Here is a 20,108-nt window from a genome sequence, read left to right as displayed (position 1 = left end):
GGCGGCGGCGGCGGTGCAGCAACGGCACCGAACGCATAACGCAGACCCAGGGTCAGCGAATGATCCCGATAGTCACCCTTGAACTTGCCCAGTTGCGGGGCCGTCGAGGCGGAGGTGTCGAACTCGACGTTCGAAACCAGGTAGCGGTAGGTCAGGTCGAGGTGACCGCGGTCACCGAAGGCCCAGGCCAGGCCGGCCAGGCCCTGGATCGCCAGTTCGCTGGACCGGTCGTCGGCGCTGAAGCCCCGCGCACGGTTGCTGGCGAAACTGCTCACGAACGAGGTGTCGACGCGGTTGACGCCGGCACCCAGGCCCACGAACGGACGGATGGTCGAATCGGCCGAACCGAAATCATAGATGACGTTGCCCATCAGGCTGGCGGCTTCGATGTCGCCTTCCGGTGCGTTGCACGCGCCGGCTGCCGGAGTCAGGTTGCACAGATAGTCGGCACCGGACGAGGACAGGGTCACATCGCCCATCGGGCCGGAGCGGTAGCCGCCCTCGAGCTCGACACGCCAATTCGGGTTGAACCGGTAACCCAGACGGGCGAAGCCGGCCCAGTCACCATCAACGTCGAAACTGGCGTCATGGTCGGTTTCGACCTGGGCCATGTGCCAGCCGGCGTCAATCGCGCCGTACCAGCCGTTGGGCTCGGCAGCCGCAGCACCGGCCGACAGGGCCAGAGCCGCCGCCGCGCTGGATGCGAGGATGAAAGTCTTAACGCGCATAATCGTGATGCCCTCCGCAGGCGGGAAATAATGTCTCCCTGTACCACCTGCCGTCGAAAGCGTCGAGAAATAGACTCCGGCCGACACCGTTCCTGAGCGTAGCGTGGCGTTGAAGATACAGGAAAATTCAGCCCCTCCGGGACGGAACCTAACGCCTGCTGGAGACATCGCGCGTAGACGAGGATGACGCCTTGCAGCCTGGTCCCGACAGGCCGTCGCAGATCGCTGCAGGATCATGTACGCTCTTGAAAATGAGCGCGCTTTTCTTCCCCCGGCACGGCCGTATCGTCGGCGCGTTGATGATGCGCGAATTGATCACGCGATATGGACGCGAGGGTCTGGGCTTTCTGTGGCTGATCGGCGAGCCGCTGATGTTCTGCCTGGGGGTGCTGGTGATGTGGCACATCATCAAGCCGGAATATGAGCACGGCGTGCGGCTGGGCCCCTTCATCATGACCGGCTACATGTCGCTGCTGCTGATGCGGCATCAGATCTCCTACAGCCTGTCCGCCATCCAGGCGAACATCGGCCTGCTTCACCACCGCCGGATCACCGTCCTCCACCTGTATCTGGCCCGCAACATTCTGGAATTCGCGGGGGCCACGGGGGCGTTCGTCATCGTCTATCTGTTCCTGGCCGGCCTTGGGCAGGTTTCAGCCCCGCACGACTGGCTGCTGCTTTACGGCGGCTGGCTGCTGCTGGGCTGGATGTCCATGGGACTGGCCATCACCCTCAGCGCCCTGGCGCTGCGGTTTGAGGTGATGGAACGGATCGTGCCCCTGCTCACCTATGCGTTGATTCCCATCTCGGGCGTCTTCTTCATGGTCTCGTGGATCCCCGCCGCCTATCAGGACGCCTTTCTCCTGCTGCCGTTTCCGCATCCGATCGAGATGATCCGGGCTGGCGTGTTCGGCGAATTCGTGGCTACCCGTTATCATCCGCTCTATGCCCTGGGCTGGAGTGCCGTATTCAATTTCGCCGGCCTGATCCTGCTGGCCGGAGCCAAGGACCGGATCGATGCGGAATAGGACCGAGATGCGGAATGCGCGGCCGACATGACTGAACCCCGCCTCGACTACCTCGACCCCCTGCCCGGCACCGATCCGCGTCCGACGCGACCGATCCTCCAGCGCCTGACGGGGCTGCCATGGCCGTTCCTTCTGGTCGTCGGCCTGCCGACGCTGCTGGCCGCGATCTACTATCTGCTGATCGCCTCGCCCCGCTATGTGTCGGAGGCCCGGTTCATCGTCCGGGCTCCCGCCCAGACACAGCCCTCGGCCCTTGGTGTGGCGCTGCAGGGCGTCGGCCTGCCCGGAGCCCAGACCGACGCCTTCGCCGTGCATGAATATATCCGCTCACGGGACGGACTCCGGGACCTGGCGACCCATTACGATGTCGCGGCGATGCTGGGGCGACCGGGTGCGGACATCCTGTCCCGCTATCCCCGCCCGTGGGACAGCCGGACCTTTGAAGGCCTGCACCGCGGCTATCTGCGGTTCATCATCGTCGGCTACGACTCGACGACCGGCATCAGCACCCTGCGGGTCGAGGCGTTCACGCCGGCGGACGCCGAGGGCATGGCCGAGACCCTGCTTCAGGGCGGCGAGTCCCTGATCAACCGCCTCAATACCCGTGCGGCGACCGACGCCGTCACCGCCGCCGAACAGGCCCAGGACGAGGCGCGGACCCGCCTAGCCACGGCCCAGCAACGTCTGATCGCCTTTCGCAACCGGGAGCGATTTATCGACCCGGCGCGCACGGCGGCCGAGGGCGGAAAACTGATCGGCGATCTGATGGCCACGGTCGCCAGCCTGAAGGCCGACCGGTCCCAGCTGGCGGCCGAGGCCCCCCAGAGCCCCCGACTGCCCGGCATCGACAGCCGGATCGCGGCCTTTGAGCGCCAGATTGCCCTCGAACGCGCCAAGATTGCGGGCGACGCCGGGTCGCTGGCCCCCCAGGTCAGCGCCTATGAGGATCTGGTGCAGGAACGCGAGTTCGCCGGTCAACAGCTGACCGAAGCCGCCGCCGCCCTAGTCCTGGCGCGACAGGAATCGCGTCGGCAAAGCCTCTATCTGGAACGGGTCGTCAATCCGAGCCGCCCTGACGAACCTGTCGAACCCCGCCGCTGGATGTCACTTCTGACGGTTCTGGCCAGCGCCCTGCTGATCTACGGAATCGGCTGGCTGGTCTGGGCCGGGGTGCGCGAACACGGTCAGGGCTGATGATCCCGGACACGCCGGCGGGGCTGGTTGTCGACGGACTGGGCAAGACCTGGAGGAAGGCCAGCCGACCGGTCTTTTCGGACCTCGCCTTCGCTCTGGGACCGTCGGACCGGCTGGCGGTCCTTGGCCGCAACGGCCAGGGCAAGTCCACGCTGATCAAGATCCTGGGGGGCGTGCTTCCGGCCAGCGCCGGTCGCGTCGACTGGAGCATGAGCGCCTCCTGGCCCATCGGATTCGGCGGCGGTTTCCAGGGCAGTTTGTCGGGGCTGGACAACATCCGGTTCCTCGCCCGCCTCTACGACCGGGATTTCGCCGAACTGCGGGACCGGGTCGATGATTTCGCCGAACTGGGTCACCAGCTGACCGGCCCGGTCAAACACTATTCATCCGGGATGCGAGCGCGCCTGGCCTTCGGCCTGTCCCTGGCCATCGAATTCGACTGCTATCTGATCGACGAGCTGGTCGCCGTCGGCGACGCCCGCTTCCAGCAGAAATGCCAGGAGGAACTGTTCGGGCAACGCGCCGATCGCGCCTTCGTCATGGCCTCGCATGATGTCCACCTGATCGCCGCCCATTGCCACAAGGCCCTGGTGATCGAGGGCGGCAAGGCCAAGCTGTTCGACGACGTTCACGAGGCTGTGGAAATCTACACCTGGCTGCGCGCGCCATGAACGGAGTCGACGGCTGTATCGTCCTAACGCCGTCCCTCGAGCGCGCGGCCTGGATCGACGCGATACAGGCCGGCGCGCGGGGGACACGCTGGACGGTGCAGGACGGGGCCGACGGGCCGCCCCCGTCGGAAGGCGACGGCCATTTGGTGGCGGTGATCGTCAGTGACGCGGTCGCCGCCCTGGCGCTGGCACCGCGAAACTGGGCGGTCATCACGACCGGAACGGTCCATGCTGCGCTGGCGGCGGAATCCCAGTTCCAGACCCCGCCCGGACAGGGCGTGTGGGTCGCCTCACGGCTTTTGGCGCAGGCCTGCCTCCCCCCGTGCGGCGCGACGCGCCTGACCGATGAGAACCGCAGACTGTGGTCCAGTCCCGTGGAACTGCTTCCCGGGCTGAAGATCTCGCCGCCGGTCCCGGATCAGGACGAGGTCGCCATGAGCGATGCCGGTCTGGCCCTCGACCTCTATGCGACGGGAATACCGGCAATCGGAGCCACGGCGGATTGGCCGACCAGCCTGTTCAGCTTCGATCGCCGCAACGACGCAAACCCGACAAATCCCGCCATCCAGGACCTGACAGGCCCCCCGCGCATCCTGGTGTACGGGCCGTATATAGCCCTGCCGCCGGGCGTCTGGCGCGCCAGAATTCGTTTTGCGGTCGATAGCGCCGCTGCTCGTCATCAGTATCGACTGGAATGGGGCGATCCGGGAGCATTCGCTGAGCATCGGTTCACACCCGGTCGGGCCGGCTTCTACGCATTGACGATCGATTTCCGCTGGACCGCCGCCGCGCCCTCCGAAGTTCGGCTGGTTCTGGAAAATGGTGCCATAGACGGCACCCTCGAATTCACAGGTCTGACGGTCATCCGGATCGCCTGACGTCGGTTCTGGCAACCGTTGGTGTGGCCTGTTAACGGTTGCCGATCAAAGACGAGGTCCGGATGAGCTTGGGTACATTTCTGGCTGGCTTGGCCAATGCCGCTCTGCCAGAAAACTGGCGTCTCATTCAGGTCTCGACCGCAACGCCAGCCGGGTCCGAACCCGCCTCCGGGATGGAGAGGCCCGCTGAGCCGGACGCGCATCTTCCGCCGGTCAAAACCACGCCCGACCTCCTCCCGGCCCTGGCTTCCACAATGCCCTGTGGGGGCGAGTCACAGCGCTATTTTCCCCTGGACCAGGGCCTCGGACTAACCCGGCTCCAGGATGGCCATTTCCTCTATGTCGACCCGATGGACGAGGCTGTCGCCGCGCATCTGATTGCCCACGGCTATTGGGAAAACTGGATACACAAGGTCGTCTGCAGCCTTGTCCGACCCGGGGATCACATCGTCGAGGTGGGGGCCAATTTCGGCTACTACACCGTCGCCATGGCCCGACAGACCGGGCCCAACGGATCGATCCTCGCCTTCGAGGCCAATCCCGGACTGGCCGATCTTGTGCGGCGCTCCGTTCATTTCAACGGCTATAGTCCGACGGTGAAGGTCCTCGCCAAGGCAGCCTCTGACAAGGCCGGAACCCTGAGTTTCGCGATCTCCCGCCGCAACGCCGGCGGCGGCACCATCTCGACGACGCCGGGAGCCCTGGGACCGGACAGTGTTCTGGTCACCGTGGAGACCGTAACACTCGATTCCGTCGCGCCCGACGACGTGCGCTTCATCCGCATGGATGCCGAAGGGTCGGAACCGCTGATCCTGCGCGGCGCGGAGCGGTTGCTGCAACGCCCGGACATCGTGGTCTGCATGGAATGGGACGTGATTCAGATGTCGGCCCGCGCCGACGTCCGGGAGCTGATCGCGTGGCTGTCCAGCCTCGGCTTCCAGTACTGGAGCATCCAGTACGACTCCACCTTGCGCAGCGTCCCGGCCGCCGAAATGCCGACCCTCCCGGCCTGTGACATCGTCATGGCGCGGGAGGCTCCGCCCGGGGTTCCGCTGACCACGGCCGGATCCCCGGACGCCGTATGATTGCATCGGCCCCGACAGGAACCGAGGACGCAACCGTCAGATCGGAACGCTGGAGTCGGGCGAAGAGCGTTGATTTCGGCGCCCCGTCCGCCTAGCCAAAGCGGGATGAAGATATTCGGTTTCAGCATCGGTGATGACAGGCTGCCAGGCGAGCTGGCAGGGGCCGGTGATGCGGCGCGCGACCGTGGTGACTGGCCGGACGCTGCCCGACACTATCGCGCGGCCCTGTCCCGCGACGCGAGCCGGGCCGATATCTGGGTCCAGATGGGGCACGCCCTGAAGGAAAGTGGCGATCTGACCGCCGCCGCCGCCGCCTATGAATCGGCCCTGCTGCGGGACCCCGATGTGGCGGACACCCATCTCCAGCTGGGTCATCTGTTCAAGATTTCAGGCCGCCGCGATGCAGCGGCGACCGCCTATGCCCGCGCGGTCGGGCTGGATCCGACGCTCCGGGACGCCATCGAGGAACTGCGCAGCATGCTGCGGAAGGGTGCCAAGCCGGACGCTTCGGTCTCCGCCGGTCTCGTCGAGAGCCTGCGTTACACCCGTCGGCACCGCCCCGCTCCATCCATCGCGGAGCCGGCGGACGATGATCGCGCGACGGCCATCTTCGACGTCTCGGACCTGCTCGGCTATTTTCACAATGCGCGGTTGCCGACCGGGATTCAGCGCGTCCAGATCGAGGTGATCTCGGCCCTGCTGCGGGAGCCGCCCGTCGAGGTGCAAATCGCGGTCTGCGCCTTCTCGATCGATCGCAGCGACTGGGTCAGCCTGCCGGCCGACCTGTTTCTGGATGCGACCCGCCTGGCCCTGATGGAGGGAGGGCAACGTGACCCCGACTGGCAGGCGCTGCTGAAGGACATCGCCCTGACGGTCGATCTGTCGCCGGCCCTGATCTTCCCGCAGGGAGCCTGGCTGATCAACCTCGGCACCTCGTGGTGGCTGCAGAATTATTTCCTGAAGGTGCGCGAGGCCCAGCGGCACCACGGCATTCACTACCTGCCCTTCGTGCACGACATGATTCCGGTTATGGCCCCCGAACACTGCACCCGGCCGCTGACCGAGGATTTCATCAGCTGGGTTCAGGGGGCGTTCGCCCACACGCGGGATTTCCTGACCAATTCCGAGGCGTCTCGGCGGGACCTGATCACGGTCGCCGATCGGCTGGGCTATGGGGTCAGCGAGGATCAGGTGCAGATTGTCCGGCTGGATGCGGATTTCCGCAGACCGGGTGACACCCCGCCGATCGCACCGGCGATGGACCGCTACGGCCTGGACGCCGGCAATTTCGTCCTGATGGTCTCGACGATCGAGTCCCGAAAAAACCATCTCGCCGCCTTCCGCGCCTGGCGTGATCTGATCACCCGGCACGGGGCCGAGGCTGTGCCGACACTGGTTTGCGTGGGGAATCGCGGCTGGCTGAACGACGGGGTATTTGCCCGACTGGAGTCTGATCCGACGCTTCAACGTCAGGTCCGGATGCTGTCGGGAGTCTCGGATTCCGATCTGGCCGGCCTTTATCAGGCCGCGGCCTTTTCACTGTATCCCAGCCAGTATGAGGGCTGGGGCCTGCCGGTGACGGAATCGCTGAGCTACGGCAAGGTGGTTCTGGCCTCCGACAGCGCGTCACTGCCCGAGGCGGGCGGGGATTTCGCCGTCTATTTCCGTCAGGGGGACCAGGCCGGCCTGCTGGACGCCCTCGAACGGCTCATTTTTGATCTGCCCTACCGGCAGTCTCTGGAGGCCCGGATCGCGGCCGGTTTCAGCCCCCGTCCCTGGCGTGCCCTGGCCATGGACATCCTCAGCCGCATCACGACCGGACAGACCCCCCCGGCCGCCCCCGAGCTGGCGATCCCGGTCGCAACACCCGGGCGCTACTATCCCCTGCATCGGTCGCACAGTATCGCGGTGGGACCCGGCCTGGTGACCGGGGAGATCTTCCGGTCCGGCAGCGGCTGGGCGGCTCCGGAGGATTGGGGATGCTGGACCCGGGACGGCGACGGCCTGATCGAGGCCCGGGTCGCCACCGGTGCCAGTCGACCGATGCGCCTGTTCATCGGCCTGCGCGGGGAAACCCAGCGGGCCACCCCCTGGCGACTGGAGATCACCGGTCGACAGCTGGCCAGGGGCTCGCTCGGTGCCGATGAGATTCAGTGGGTGAGCCGGACGATATCGCCGGAGATGATCCGGGACGGGATCCTCCGGCTGCGCCTCATCGGCTCGGACCAGGCGAGTGCATCGAGCGACACCCGGCTGGATCGCAATTCGGTCGGGGTCATCGGTTTCATGGTCTGCGACGCCGCCGACACGGAAACCCGTTCGGCTTTTGTCGAGGCCCTGGCAATGGACGATCTGGATGCCCTGACCGTGGGCGAACCGACGCTGTAGCCGGTCAGGGCCGACCTCTGGACGAGGCGGCCCGTGACGACGGCGTCAGGCGTCAGATGCCGAGCAGGTCGATGTGCCCGTCGTGGCTCCACGGCGCATGGGCGAGGTCCGTCGCGAACTCGACCAGCGGCATGTGACCATCGGCAAAGACCGCTGCCATCCTTTGCTCGAACATCGTCGGCTCGGCGGCGGCTCCGATCACCTCGGTCAGGGCACCGGGCTGACCCTGGACATCCCCGTGGACCATCCGGGCGGCAAGGTCGGTGCCACTGAAGGCGAAATCGTCGTGCGTCAGGCCAGGCAAGACCTGGGCGTCGACATTGCCGTCCTTGACCACGATGACCGGCGCAGAGGTCGGGAGACCATCAGTTACGGACGCATCGTCCGGCGCAACCGGCAGGACGAAGGCATCGTCGCTGTGAGGGCCGGCATCCTTGGTCGTCTCGAGAGGGGCAGGCGAGCCGGCGTCGGTGACCTGGACCCCGCCCAGCCACAGCGACCGCGTCAGGGCGACGTGTTCGGCGCTCTCGGAGAATTCGAGCAATACCTGGGCCCGGCTCATGCCGCCGTCCAGGGCATTGACCCAGTTCTGCACCCCGGCCGGTTCACCCGCCCGGTCGAGGCTGAACAGGTAGAGCTGCTCGACGAACTGCTGATTGGTCAGACTGCCGTAGCGGGTCTGGAACTCGGTCGAGGAGGCGAATTCGGCCGCGATGGCGGTCAGGGCCATGCCGCCGCCGAGGGCGTTGCGCCAGGTGGCGAGGCCGCCCTGGTCAGGCAGGCGATCGAAGGTGGCGTCGTACAGGCGGGCGATGATCAACGACTGCTCGTCGGCGACCCAGACGCCCTGGTCCAGCACGCCCTGTTGCAGGTCCTTGTGTTCACTGCTTTCCGAGAAGGCCAGCAGGACCTCGGCCCGGCTCATGCCGTTGCCGAGCGCGTCGACCCAGTTCTGGATGCCGGCCGGTTCACCGGTCCGGTTCAGGGTGAAATTATAGAGCTGTTCGACGAACTGGCGATCATCCAGCCCGCCAAAGCGGTTCTGGAACTCCACCGAATTGACGAACTCATTGGCGAGGAACAGCAGGGTGCCACCGATCTCGATCGCGTCGAGGTTGGCCTCGAAACCGGACTGGTCCGGGGCGCGGTCGAAGGCGGCATTGTACAGACGCAGGACCTGGGCCCCCTGCCCGTCGCGGGCGAAGCTGAGCCGGCCGTCGGCGAAGGCGACGTCTTCGATTCCCGTCAGCGTGTCGGTCCCGCCCTCAAGCCCGCCCGACACCGATGCCGAGGAGGCGACATAGGCGCGCCGCACGCCGGAATAGCCGGCGATGTCATAGCCGTCACCGCCGTTGATCGCGTCATTGCCGGCGCCGCCGATCAGGATGTCATTGTCGATCCCGCCGTTCAGCGTGTCCGGACCGGTACCGCCATAGAGGATGTCCGCTCCGGCGTCGCCATTCAGGGTCGAGCCGACCTGGGTCAGGGGCACGACAGGCGCGCTCGGAAGGGAGACGTGCAGTGTGTAGTTCTGGCCGGCACTCGGCGCGCCGCTGGTAAAGGTGCCGCTCCCGTTGGAAATCCATTGCGCGACCTCGATGTAGTAGGTCCCGGCGAAGTCGAAGGTATGGGTCAGGGCCGAGTCGGTACCGGTGTTGTCGGCACCGCCGTCATCGTTGTTGGCCAGTTCGGACCCGACCGAGGTGAACAGACGCAGGGTGGAGTCAAAGCCTGAGCTTGTGGCGTCGATGTCGAAGGTGACCGTATCGCCCGCCTGGACGGTGAAGGAATAGTATTCGACGCCGCCGTGGGTGGTCGCCACCACGGTGGCGTGGGGAATGGTGGTCGAGTTGGCGACGTCGGGACGTCCCAGAAGGTCGAACCCACCCATCAGCGACACGGCCGCAAAGAGGCTGGCATTGGCCGTACCCTGGCCCTTGACGATGTCCGGCGCGCCGCCTGTCTGACCCGGGGAGCCTGCGTAAAGGCGGTCATCGCCGCCGCCACCATTGAGGATGTCGATCCCGCCGCCACCGCGCAGGATATTGCCATTGCCGTCGCCGGTCAGGACGTCGTTATAGGTCGAGCCGCGGATTTCCTCGATCCAGGCCAGGGTGTCGTTGCCCGCGCCGCCGGACGCGGTTCCCGAGGCGAGGCTGACCGTGACCCCGGCACCGGCCCCGCTGTAGTCGGCCACGTCCCAGTCATTGCCGCCGTTGAGCGCATCAGTGCCGAGGCCGCCGACCAGGATATCGTCGCCGTCGCCACCGCTCAGGGTGTCATTGCCGGAGCCGCCGTCCAGATAGTCGTTGCCCACGAGACCGTTGATGGTGTCGTTGCCGCCCAGGCCGCCGATCGTGTCGGCAAAGGCCGTGCCGTTGATGGTTTCGCTGGTCACGTCGCCGGCCGCCGTGATGCCCCCGGTCGGAGCCGCGGCGATCGTCGTGTCGGAGAAGGTCAGGAATTCGACATTGGTCAGGGTGACGGTGAACCCGCCGCCGACGACGGTACCGGTCTGTCCGGACCAGGTCACCGTATAGGCCGACCGCAACCCGCTGAAGACGACCGTATCGATGCCGAAACCACCGTCGATGCTGTCATTGCCCCCATTGCCGGTTATCCGGTTGGCGGCGGAATTGCCCCGGATCGTGTCGGTACCGGCGCCGCCGATAGCGTTTTCGATCACCGCGCCGATGCCGATGGCGATATTGCCGACCAGGCCCCCGACGCTGGAATAGGCCCCCTGCCGCAGGTCGATCGTCTGGGCCATCGCATAGCCCGAGAAGTCGAGGGTGTCGGTGCCGCCGGCATCCCAGACCGCGAAGATCAGGGCGGCCGACGTATTGGCGCTGAACCAGGACTGGCCCGCCGTCGAGTTGAAGCCATAGACCGTATCACCCGTCCGGGTGGTCATATTGGCCCCGTACAGGCGCTGGGCAGCCGCGATGTCGTCGAGCATTGGCGCGGCGGCATACTGCCGGGTGCCGCCGCCGTTCCGATAGTCGGCGCCGGTATTGATTTCGCTGAAATAGCTCATCACCGAATACTGGCGGGAATCCTCGAAATAGATGGCGTCGTTGGTGTAGGTGATCGTGCCGCCGGCACTGGCGTTATAATCGGCGGGATGGCTGAGCCCGATCGCGTGACCGATCTCGTGCAGCAGGACCTGCTGGCCATAGCCGAGCACCACCGGGGTGGCGTTGTAACTCAGGGCGCTGTTGGTCCAGACATCGCCGGAATTGGAGGAGGTGGCCGAATTCCCCGGCAGATAGGCGAAGGCGGCCGCGCCGTCTGACCCGGTCGAATAGTTGCTGAACAGGATGGTGGCGTTGTTCGAATAGCCAGCACCATCGTTGACACGCTGGAAGGTGATGTTGGCGACATCCGACCAGGCGGACAGGGCCAGCAGGGTAGCGGTGATCTGCAGGCTGGAAAATTGGGAAAAACCGCCGGTATCGGTGGGCATGGTGCCCGGTGCCGTATTGCGGAAGGCGAAGGTGACGGTCGCGGAACTGCCCGCCACACCGGACCAGCCCTGGCTGAATCGCGTCAGCTGGATCCCGGCGTCGGTGACGGTGAAGGATGTCTTGCCGTTGGAGCCCGAGCCGCCGCGATCATCGCCGTTCAGCAGAACACCCTGCCCATCGCCCGTGCCGTCCGAAAACGCATGGAAGCGGCCGCAGCAGCCGCAGGTCGCATAGCTGGAGATTTCACCGAAAAAGGACGGAACGTCCCCGCCGGATCCGGCGACGACAGACCCGTCCTCGACAAACCCGGAAATGCCATCCCCGGAGCGCTCGCTGATCCTGTCCAGCATGTTGATGTCTCCAGAGGTCAAAATTGCAGAGACCACCCTAGCGTGCCGGAGAAAAACGACAAGGGTCAGGCCGGGTCCGGCCCGCTCACGATCCCGTGGCGACCACCCGTGCAGGGTTTCATCGTGACAGGATCAACCCCGACCGCTATCGAGCGGCCATCATGGACGAGACCGAACGCCAATCCGAAGAACGCGGCTGGGACACGGCGAAGACCCTCGCCGAGGCCCTGCCCTATATTCAGGTCTATGACCGCGAGACCGTGGTCATCAAATACGGCGGCCACGCGATGGGCGAGAGCGCCGTGGCGCGCCAATTCGCCGCCGATGTCGTCCTGCTGAAACTGATGGGGGTCAACCCCGTCGTCGTGCACGGCGGCGGCCCGCAGATCAGTGCCATGCTGGAAAAGGCCGGGGTCAAGTCCAGCTTTGTCGACGGCCTGCGGGTCACCGACAAGGATACAATGCAGGTCGCCGAAATGGTCCTGTCCGGTGCGGTCAACAAGGAGATCGCCCACTGGATCACGGTGGCCGGCAAGGAGGCCGACGTGCGCGGTATCGGCCTGTCCGGCAAGGACGCCGGCCTGCTGACCGTGGAACGGACCAAACGGACCCGCCGCGACCCCGACAGCATGATCGAGCACGAGGTCGATCTGGGCTTTGTCGGTGAGCCGACCCGGGTGGACGCCAAGCTGATCGTGCGGCTGATCGAGAGCGACGCCGACTGGGTGCCGGTCATCGCCCCGATCGGCGTGGCCGAGGACGGCCAGACCTATAACGTCAACGCCGATACGGTGGCGGGGGCGATTGCCGGATCCCTGGACGCCAAACGTATGCTGCTGCTGACCGACGTCCCCGGCGTCAAGGGCAAGGACGGCCAGATCATTCGCCAGATGAACATCGCCGAGGCGGAGGGGCTGATCCGCGACGGCACGGCCACCGGCGGCATGATCCCGAAACTGGAGACCGCCATCGCCGCCGTGCGGGCCGGGGTCGAGGCCGTGGTCATCCTCGACGGGCGGCGCCCGCACGCCATGCTGGTGGAGCTGTTCACCGAGCACGGGGCCGGAACCCTGGTGAAGGCGTGACCTCCGGAACGACCCTGGCCATGGCGAATACGAGCGAAACCGGCGCGGACCTGAGTCATGTCCGCAGCTGGATCTTCGACCTCGACAACACCCTGTACCCGCCCGAAAGCCAGTTCATGAAACTGGTCGAGAAACGCATCAACCAGTATGTCGTGCGGACCTCGGGTCTGGCCGCGGACGCCGCCATGGTCGCCCAGAAGGGCTATCTGCGCGACTACGGCACCTCCCTGGCCGGACTGATGGCCCACTACCGGGTCGACCCCCACGATTTCCTGGCCGAGGTCCACGACGTGCCCCTCGATGTCCTGACGCCGGACCCCGGCCTTCGGGCCGGGCTGGAACGCCTGCAGGGGCCCCGGCTGATCTTCACCAACGGCTCTCTGGCCCATGCGGAGCGGGTGCTGGAACGGCTGGCGCTGACCGACCTGTTCGACGGTCTGTTCGCCCTGGAGGATGCCGACCTGATTCCGAAGCCGGACCCGCGCACCTTCGCGCGGATGACCGAGCGGTTCAGCGTCGATCCGGCCAGCGCCGCCTTCTTTGAGGACACGGTCCGAAACCTGGCCCCGGCCAAGGCGATCGGCATGACCACGGTGCTGGTCGGGGGCCACGCCTTCGACGTCGAGGCCGACTATGTCGACCATCGCACCACTACCCTCGACACCTTTCTCGCCACAGCCATCCTGACGCCGGGAGACCCTGCCCCATGACCGACCTGACCGATCGCGCCCATCTGGAAGCCGTCATCGAGGCCGCCTGGGAGGCCCGGGCCGAAGTCTCGCCCGCCACCCAGGGCCAGGTTCGCCATGCGGTCGAGACCGCCCTGGCCCTGCTGGATTCCGGCCAGGCCCGGGTCGCCTCGCGCGGCGCAGACGGTGTCTGGACCACGTACCAGTGGCTGAAAAAGGCGGTGCTGCTGTCGTTCCGCCTCAATGACAACCGGATCATGCGCACCGGCGAGCGCGGCCCGGCCAGCCCCCTGTCGTCCGATCATGCCGCGGGGCTGGGCCCGTTCTGGGACAAGGTGCCGAGCAAGTTCGGCGACTGGGGCGCGGCCGATTTCCAGAGCGCCGGTTTCCGCGCCGTGCCCGGCTCGATCGTGCGCCAGGGGGCCTTCATCGGCCGCAACGTGGTGCTGATGCCCAGTTTCGTGAACATCGGGGCCTTCGTCGATGAGGGCACGATGGTCGACGCCTGGGCCACGGTCGGCTCCTGCGCCCAGATCGGCAAGAACGTGCACCTGTCCGGCGGGGCCGGGATAGGCGGGGTGCTGGAGCCGCTGCAGGCCAATCCGACCATCATCGAGGACGGCTGTTTCATCGGGGCGCGGGCCGAGGTCGCCGAGGGCGTCATCGTCCGCGAGGGTGCCGTCCTGGCCATGGGCGTCTATCTGTCCGGCTCGACCCGGATCGTCGACCGGGCCACCGGCGAGGTGTTCCGCGGCGAGGTCCCGGCCTATTCGGTCGTGGTTCCCGGGGCGATGCCGGATCCGAAGGGCGGGCCGTCGCTGTACTGCGCCGTGATCGTCAAACGTGTCGACGCCCAGACCCGGGCCAAGACCGGGGTCAATGAGCTGCTGCGGGATTGACGGATTTTTCCACCCGTGGTGGTCTGCAAGCGCAGGAGGCCCACATGAGTGGTTATGTGAACAGGTCGCTCGATTTCACCGGTCGCACCGGGGTCCTCGAATACTGGCGTGCGCAACGCGCCTTGATCTGGTTCCTGATGCTGGGCATCGCCCTCGCGATGGGCCTTCTTGTCAGTCCCCTGCCCCAGTGGACCGCCGTGGTCGGTCTGGTGCCCATCCTGTATGTCTGTGTCGCCAGCATCGCCCTTGGCGTTCGCCGCCTGCATGATCGCGGCCGCAGTGGCTGGTGGTTGATGATCTACTCATCGCCGCTGGCCTTCTCCTGTGTCCTGCTCGCCCGGAACGGAGGCCTTCCCGGGGAGCTGTCATCGCCCGTCTTCATCATCACCGGCGTCGCGGTGTTGGCAGCCTTCGCCTTCTATGTCTGGGGCTTCATTGACATAGGCGTGCGGAAGGGCCGGTCCGGGCCGAACCGCTACGGCCCGGTTCCGACCTGAGCCAGGGCCGGTCAGAAGGGGTGTGACACCCCGGAACAGATCGGGCACAACCGCGGCATGCTCGCCGACTCGCCCACCGCTGCCGCTCCCACTGAAACCGCCCTGCTGGAGACGGCCCGCGCGACGCTGGAAAAGGTCTGGGGCCATGCGGATTTCCGCGGCCTGCAGGCGGACGTGGTGGCCGAGATCATGGCCGGACGCGATGTGCTGGCGGTGCTGCCGACCGGCGGCGGCAAGAGCGTCTGCTACCAGATCCCCGCCATGCTGCGGCCCGGCCTCGGACTGGTCGTTTCGCCGCTGATCGCCCTGATGACCGACCAGGTCGAGGCGCTGAAGCAGCAGGGGGTGGCCGCGGCCCGCCTGGATTCCGGCGTGTCGATGGACGACCGGTCGGAGATCTGGCGTCAGGCCCGGGCCGGGGAACTGGACCTGCTGTATGTGTCGCCGGAAGGTCTGGCCCAGCCGCATCTGATCGACCGGCTGCACGAACTGCCGCTGAGCCTGATCGCCATCGACGAGGCCCACTGTGTCAGCCAGTGGGGCCACGACTTCCGCCCCGACTACCGGACCCTGGGCCGTCTGGCCGAACTGTTCCCCGGCGTGCCGCGCATCGCCGTCACCGCCACGGCCGACGCCCGGACCCGCGAGGACATCGTCAAATCCTTGCGGCTGGACGACGCCCGGGTGTTCGTCGACAGTTTCGCCCGGCCCAATCTGCAGCTGTCGGCCGAACGCAAGGAGTCGGCCTCGCGGGCCCGGACCGACGCCCATGTGATCACCCTGGTGCGCGAGCGGCGTGGCAAGTCGGGGGTGGTCTATTGTGGATCGCGCGACGGCTGCGAGCGGGTGGCCGGGGCCCTGCGCGACGCCGGAACCAATGCCATCGCCTATCACGCCGGGATGGATGCGCGGGAGCGTGACCGGCTGCTGGCGCGGTTCCTGGCCGAGGACGGGGCCGTGATGGTGGCGACCATCGCCTTCGGCATGGGGGTCGACAAGGCCGACGTCCGCTTCGTCATCCACGCCGATCCGCCGGGGTCGCTGGAGGCCTACTGGCAGGAGATCGGCCGGGCCGGGCGGGACGGCGAGCCGGCCGAGGGTATCACCCTGTACGGGCCGTCCGACATCGCCTGGACGCTGAAACGGCTGGACAGCCGGCCGATGGACGAGGCGGTCAAGGCGGTGCAGGTGCGCAAGGCGCGCCAGCTGTTCGCCATGCTGGACGGGGCCGTGTGCCGGCCCCAGGCGGTGCGGCGCTATTTCGGCGAGACCGATGCCGGGCCGTGCGGGGTCTGCGACATCTGCGGCGATCCGCCGGCCGTGTTCGATGCCACCGTCCCGGCCCAGAAGGCGCTGGCGGCGGTGCAGCGGCTGGGCGAACGGTTCGGGCGCAACCGGGTCATCGACCATCTGCTGGGCGGGACCAAGGAGCCGCAATCGTGGGAGACGGCCCTGTCGACCTGGGCCATCGGGGCTGATCTGGCCCGCCCCGCCTGGCGCGACATCGTTGACCACCTGCTGTTCGAGGGGCTGCTGGTCGAGGACCCGAACGAGGGCAAGCCGCTGATCCGGCTGGGCGAGGCCGAAACGGTGCGGGCCGTCTATCGGGGCGAACGGCCGGTCGCGGTCCGGGCCCGTCCGGCCCGGGCCCCGGCGGCGGGGGAACGCACCCGCACCGGCCGCAACGCCGCGGTCGAGGCGATGGACGCCGACGTCCGGGCCCGGTTCGAGCTGTTGCGGGCCTGGCGGCGCGAGCGGGCCGCCGAGCAGAAGGTGCCGCCCTATGTCATCTTCCAGGACAAGACCCTGCTGGAGATCGCCCTGGCCGAGCCGGCCAGCCTCGACGCCCTGGGCCATATCTCGGGGGTCGGCCAGACCAAGCTGGACCGTTACGGCAAGGCCGTACTGCAGGCCCTGGTCGGCTAGCGGCGCGCCCGGACGCCCGAAAGCGATGGCCCCCTTGCCAATTTCCGCCTGAGGGCGATCATGGGGGCAACATCGTCTGGGGAGAATCCAATGAAAACCCTGCTATCGCTGGCACTGGCCGCCGTGACGCTGGTCGCCGGTCCGGCGGCCGCCGAAAACTGGCACAAATTCTCGTACAGCGGCACGACCGCCTATCTGGCCGACGTCGACAGTATCGGCCCGGCGGGCGATGCGACCGGCATCCGGGTGGCCAAGGTGCCGCTGGCCGGAGGCGCGGGCAACTATGCCTATTCGCTGGACCAGTTCACCATCCGCTGCGACGCCCGCGAAGTGCGGTCGGTACTGTCGATCGACTACGGCCCGGACGGGACCGAGACCGAGCGTTTCGACGACCCGGACTCGCCGTGGGACGAGGTCGTCCGCGACAGCTATCTGGATTTCCTCAAGGACATCGCCTGTGACGGGGTCCGGTCGACCGAGGGCTCCTGGCCCTCGATCGCGGCCTTCGTGGACGGCGGCCGCCGCTAGACGTCGACGGCGGCGTCCAGGGCGTTTTCCTGGATGAACTCGCGGCGCGGCTCGACCACGTCGCCCATCAGTTTGGCGAACAGGTCATTGGCCTCTTCCTCGTGCTCGACCTCGACCTTGAGCAGGGTGCGGGCGTTGGCGTCCAGCGTGGTCTCCCACAGCTGTTCCGGGTTCATCTCGCCCAGACCCTTGTAGCGCTGGATGGCCAGGCCCTTCTTGCCGGCCTCGAGCACGGCGGTCAGCAGGTCGATCGGACCCCGCACCGTCGTGGTCTTGTCCTTGCGGCGATAGACGGCCGGGGCGTCGAACAGGCCCTCGAAGGCATTGGCGCGTTCGGACAGACGACGGGCGTCCAGCGACCGGATCAGGGCCTCCTCCAGCACGACCCGTTCGGTCACGGCGCGACGGATGCGTTCGAACACGACCGCCCCCTGTTCGCCGGTCACACCCGACCAGTCGCCGTCACCCTCTTCGGCATAGAGGTCGAGGCGCGCGGCGGCGGCGGCGGCCTTGGTCGCCATGTCGGTGCCGTCGTCGGTGAACAGGCCGGCCAGGGCCGACTGTTCGATGGCGAACACCGGGGCGCGCTGGCTGAGACGGTCGACGCCGGCCTTGAAGGCCTTGGCCTCGCGCACGAGGGACTGCAGGTCGAGGCCGGTGCGGCGCTCGCCGGTCGGCAGGTCCAGCTCGGCCTCGGATGAGCCTTCCTCGATGAGGTAGGAATCCATCTCGGCCTGGTCCTTCAGGTAGCGGCTCTGCTTGCCCTTGGAGACCTTATAGAGGGGCGGCTGGGCGATATAGACGTGGCCGCGGGTGATCAGTTCGGGCATCTGCCGGTAGAAGAAGGTCAGCAGCAGGGTGCGGATGTGGGCCCCGTCGACGTCGGCGTCGGCCATCAGGATGATCTTGTGATAGCGCAGCTTGTCGGCGTTGAAATCGTCGCGGCCGATGCCGGTGCCGAGCGCCAGGATCAGGGTGCCGATCAGTTCTGACGACAGCATCCGGTCGAAGCGGGCGCGCTCGACATTGAGGATCTTGCCGCGCAGCGGCAGGACGGCCTGGTTCTCGCGGTTGCGGGCCTGTTTGGCCGAGCCGCCGGCGGAATCGCCCTCGACGATGAACAGTTCGGACTTGGCCGGATCGCGCTCCTGGCAGTCGGAGAGCTTGCCCGGCAGGGAGCTGATTTCCAGCGCCGATTTGCGCCGGGTCAGGTCCCGCGCCTTGCGCGCGGCTTCACGGGCCGAGGCGGCCTCGACGATCTTGCTGACGACCTGTTTGGCCTCGAGCGGATGTTCCTCGAACCATTGCGACAGGCCTTCGGAGCACAGGCCCTCGACCGCCGGACGGACCTCGGACGAGACCAGCTTGTCCTTGGTCTGGGACGAGAATTTGGGATCCGGCACCTTGACCGACAGCACGCAGGTCAGGCCCTCGCGGGCGTCCTCGCCGGTGAAGGAGATCTTCTCGCGCTTGCCCGCGCCGGAGCTCTCGATATAGGCCCCCAGGACCCGGGTCAGGGAGGCGCGGAAGGCGGACAGATGGGTGCCGCCGTCGCGCTGGGGGATGTTGTTGGTGAAGCACAACATCGTCTCGTGGTAGGAATCGTTCCACCACAGGGCGAGGTCGATCTCGATGTTTTCCTTCCTGCCCCGGATGACGATGACGTCCTTGAGGATCGGCGTCTTGGACTTGTCCAGGTGGCGCACGAAGGCCTCGACCCCGCCCTCATAGTGCAGGGTCTGTTCGACCGGGGTCGCGCCGCGAAGGTCGGCCAGCCGGATGACCACGCCGGAGTTGAGGAAGGCCAGTTCGCGCAGCCGGTGTTCCAGCGTCTTCAGATCGAAATCGATGTGGGAGAAGGTGGTGACCGACGGATAGAAGGTCACCTCGGTGCCGCTGAGGACCTTGCCGTTGTCGCGCATCGGGGCGTCGCCGACCACGCGCAGGGCGGTGACGGTGTCGCCGCGCTCGAACCGCATCTGGTGGGCCTTGCCGTTGCGGTAGATTTTCAGTTCCAGCCAGTCGGACAGGGCGTTGACCACCGAGACGCCGACGCCGTGCAGGCCGCCGGAGACCTTGTAGGAATTCTGGTCGAATTTCCCGCCGGCGTGCAGCTGGGTCATGATGACCTCGGCCGCCGAGACGCCTTCACCCTCGTGGATGTCGGTCGGGATGCCGCGACCGTTGTCGGTCACGGTGACGGAGCCGTCGGCGTTGAGGATGACCTGGACGAGGTCGGCGTGGCCGGCCAGGGCCTCGTCGATGGCGTTGTCGACCACCTCATAGACCATGTGGTGCAGGCCCGAGCCGTCGTCGGTGTCGCCGATATACATGCCCGGCCGTTTGCGCACGGCATCCAGGCCCTTGAGAACCTTGATGGATTCAGCGCCGTAGGCGGCTTCCTCGGCCGTGTCTTCGTTGCGCGCGGTATCGGTCTGGTCGGTCATTCAATCGTCCGGAGACGCGGGCGGCTGGGGGTCTGGAAGGGCGGACCCGGCCCGCTGTTTCATGCATTTGGAGGGCGACCGATTCAGGCCGTTTCCGTCCTGTGTTTATATAGGAATTCGCGCGGCAAAAGCGAGCGGATACGGGGATTGCGGAGGCCGGGCCTCCGGTCTGCGACATGCGGCGCACACGCAGGCCCCGCGCGCCGGTCCGGCCGCGGTGATGGGGGCGTGGGCGGAGCGCCGGGCGT

The 20,108-nt window shown here is 66.9% G+C and carries 15 protein-coding genes; 12 read left to right on the top strand and 3 right to left on the bottom strand.

The annotated features are described in order from the left end of the window. On the bottom strand, window positions 1–728 hold a 728-nt coding region (locus PSV00_RS09645; protein ID WP_300446502.1), incomplete at its 3' end, for an outer membrane beta-barrel protein. A 251-nt stretch (window positions 729–979) separates the two neighbouring features. Here PSV00_RS09645 and PSV00_RS09640 point away from each other — a divergent pair. The 6 genes from PSV00_RS09640 (at window position 980) to PSV00_RS09615 (ending at window position 7,972) form a co-directional block, all read left to right on the top strand. After that, entirely contained in the window at window positions 980–1,756 is a 777-nt protein-coding gene (locus PSV00_RS09640; protein WP_300446500.1) for an ABC transporter permease, read from the top strand. 27 nt (window positions 1,757–1,783) lie between these two features. Beyond that, complete coding sequence (locus tag PSV00_RS09635; protein WP_300446498.1) at window positions 1,784–2,950, top strand: chain-length determining protein; 1,167 nt, start codon at window positions 1,784–1,786, stop codon at window positions 2,948–2,950. Continuing rightward, window positions 2,950–3,621: an ABC transporter ATP-binding protein gene (locus PSV00_RS09630; RefSeq protein ID WP_300446496.1), complete on the top strand. Its 672-nt coding sequence runs from the start codon at window positions 2,950–2,952 to the stop codon at window positions 3,619–3,621. The genes PSV00_RS09635 and PSV00_RS09630 overlap by 1 nt, the downstream gene beginning before the upstream one ends. Further along, window positions 3,618–4,499 (top strand): hypothetical protein, encoded by an 882-nt coding sequence (locus PSV00_RS09625; RefSeq protein WP_300446494.1) that lies wholly within the window; start codon window positions 3,618–3,620, stop codon window positions 4,497–4,499. The genes PSV00_RS09630 and PSV00_RS09625 overlap by 4 nt, the downstream gene beginning before the upstream one ends. A 254-nt stretch (window positions 4,500–4,753) precedes the next feature. After that, complete coding sequence (locus PSV00_RS09620) at window positions 4,754–5,584, top strand: FkbM family methyltransferase (RefSeq protein WP_300446492.1); 831 nt, start codon at window positions 4,754–4,756, stop codon at window positions 5,582–5,584. 105 nt (window positions 5,585–5,689) lie between these two features. Beyond that, window positions 5,690–7,972 carry a glycosyltransferase gene (locus PSV00_RS09615; protein WP_300446490.1) on the top strand — a complete coding sequence of 761 codons (2,283 nt, stop codon included), beginning with the start codon at window positions 5,690–5,692 and terminating at the stop codon, window positions 7,970–7,972. Window positions 7,973–8,024: 52 nt separating this feature from the next. On the opposite strand, the gene PSV00_RS09610 is transcribed toward PSV00_RS09615, so the two are convergent. Beyond that, window positions 8,025–11,789, bottom strand: a complete 3,765-nt coding sequence (locus PSV00_RS09610; protein WP_300446488.1) for a DUF4214 domain-containing protein — start codon at window positions 11,787–11,789, stop codon at window positions 8,025–8,027. Between the two features lie 161 nt (window positions 11,790–11,950). On the opposite strand from PSV00_RS09610, the gene argB reads away from it, so the two are divergent. The 6 genes from argB (at window position 11,951) to PSV00_RS09580 (ending at window position 17,413) form a co-directional block, all read left to right on the top strand. Beyond that, window positions 11,951–12,874 carry an acetylglutamate kinase gene (gene argB, locus PSV00_RS09605; protein WP_300446507.1) on the top strand — a complete coding sequence of 308 codons (924 nt, stop codon included), beginning with the start codon at window positions 11,951–11,953 and terminating at the stop codon, window positions 12,872–12,874. Window positions 12,875–12,894: 20 nt separating this feature from the next. Then, complete coding sequence (locus tag PSV00_RS09600) at window positions 12,895–13,584, top strand: pyrimidine 5'-nucleotidase (protein WP_300446504.1); 690 nt, start codon at window positions 12,895–12,897, stop codon at window positions 13,582–13,584. After that, window positions 13,581–14,462: a 2,3,4,5-tetrahydropyridine-2,6-dicarboxylate N-succinyltransferase gene (gene dapD, locus PSV00_RS09595; RefSeq protein WP_300446486.1), complete on the top strand. Its 882-nt coding sequence runs from the start codon at window positions 13,581–13,583 to the stop codon at window positions 14,460–14,462. The genes PSV00_RS09600 and dapD overlap by 4 nt, the downstream gene beginning before the upstream one ends. 44 nt (window positions 14,463–14,506) lie before the next feature. After that, window positions 14,507–14,959, top strand: a complete 453-nt coding sequence (locus PSV00_RS09590; RefSeq protein ID WP_300446484.1) for a DUF805 domain-containing protein — start codon at window positions 14,507–14,509, stop codon at window positions 14,957–14,959. A gap of 57 nt (window positions 14,960–15,016) precedes the next feature. Next, window positions 15,017–16,885 (top strand): DNA helicase RecQ, encoded by a 1,869-nt coding sequence (gene recQ, locus PSV00_RS09585; protein WP_300446482.1) that lies wholly within the window; start codon window positions 15,017–15,019, stop codon window positions 16,883–16,885. 90 nt (window positions 16,886–16,975) lie between these two features. Continuing rightward, window positions 16,976–17,413 carry a hypothetical protein gene (locus PSV00_RS09580; RefSeq protein WP_300446480.1) on the top strand — a complete coding sequence of 146 codons (438 nt, stop codon included), beginning with the start codon at window positions 16,976–16,978 and terminating at the stop codon, window positions 17,411–17,413. On the opposite strand, the gene gyrB is transcribed toward PSV00_RS09580, so the two are convergent. Then, window positions 17,410–19,860: a DNA topoisomerase (ATP-hydrolyzing) subunit B gene (gene gyrB / locus PSV00_RS09575; protein ID WP_300446478.1), complete on the bottom strand. Its 2,451-nt coding sequence runs from the start codon at window positions 19,858–19,860 to the stop codon at window positions 17,410–17,412. The genes PSV00_RS09580 and gyrB overlap by 4 nt on opposite strands. Between the last annotated feature and the right edge of the window lie 248 nt (window positions 19,861–20,108).

The organism is Brevundimonas sp. (assembly GCF_029945885.1).
Taxonomy (GTDB): domain Bacteria; phylum Pseudomonadota; class Alphaproteobacteria; order Caulobacterales; family Caulobacteraceae; genus Brevundimonas.
Note: the sequence above shows the minus strand (reverse complement) of the source record. Positions and strands in the feature narration are given on the sequence as shown.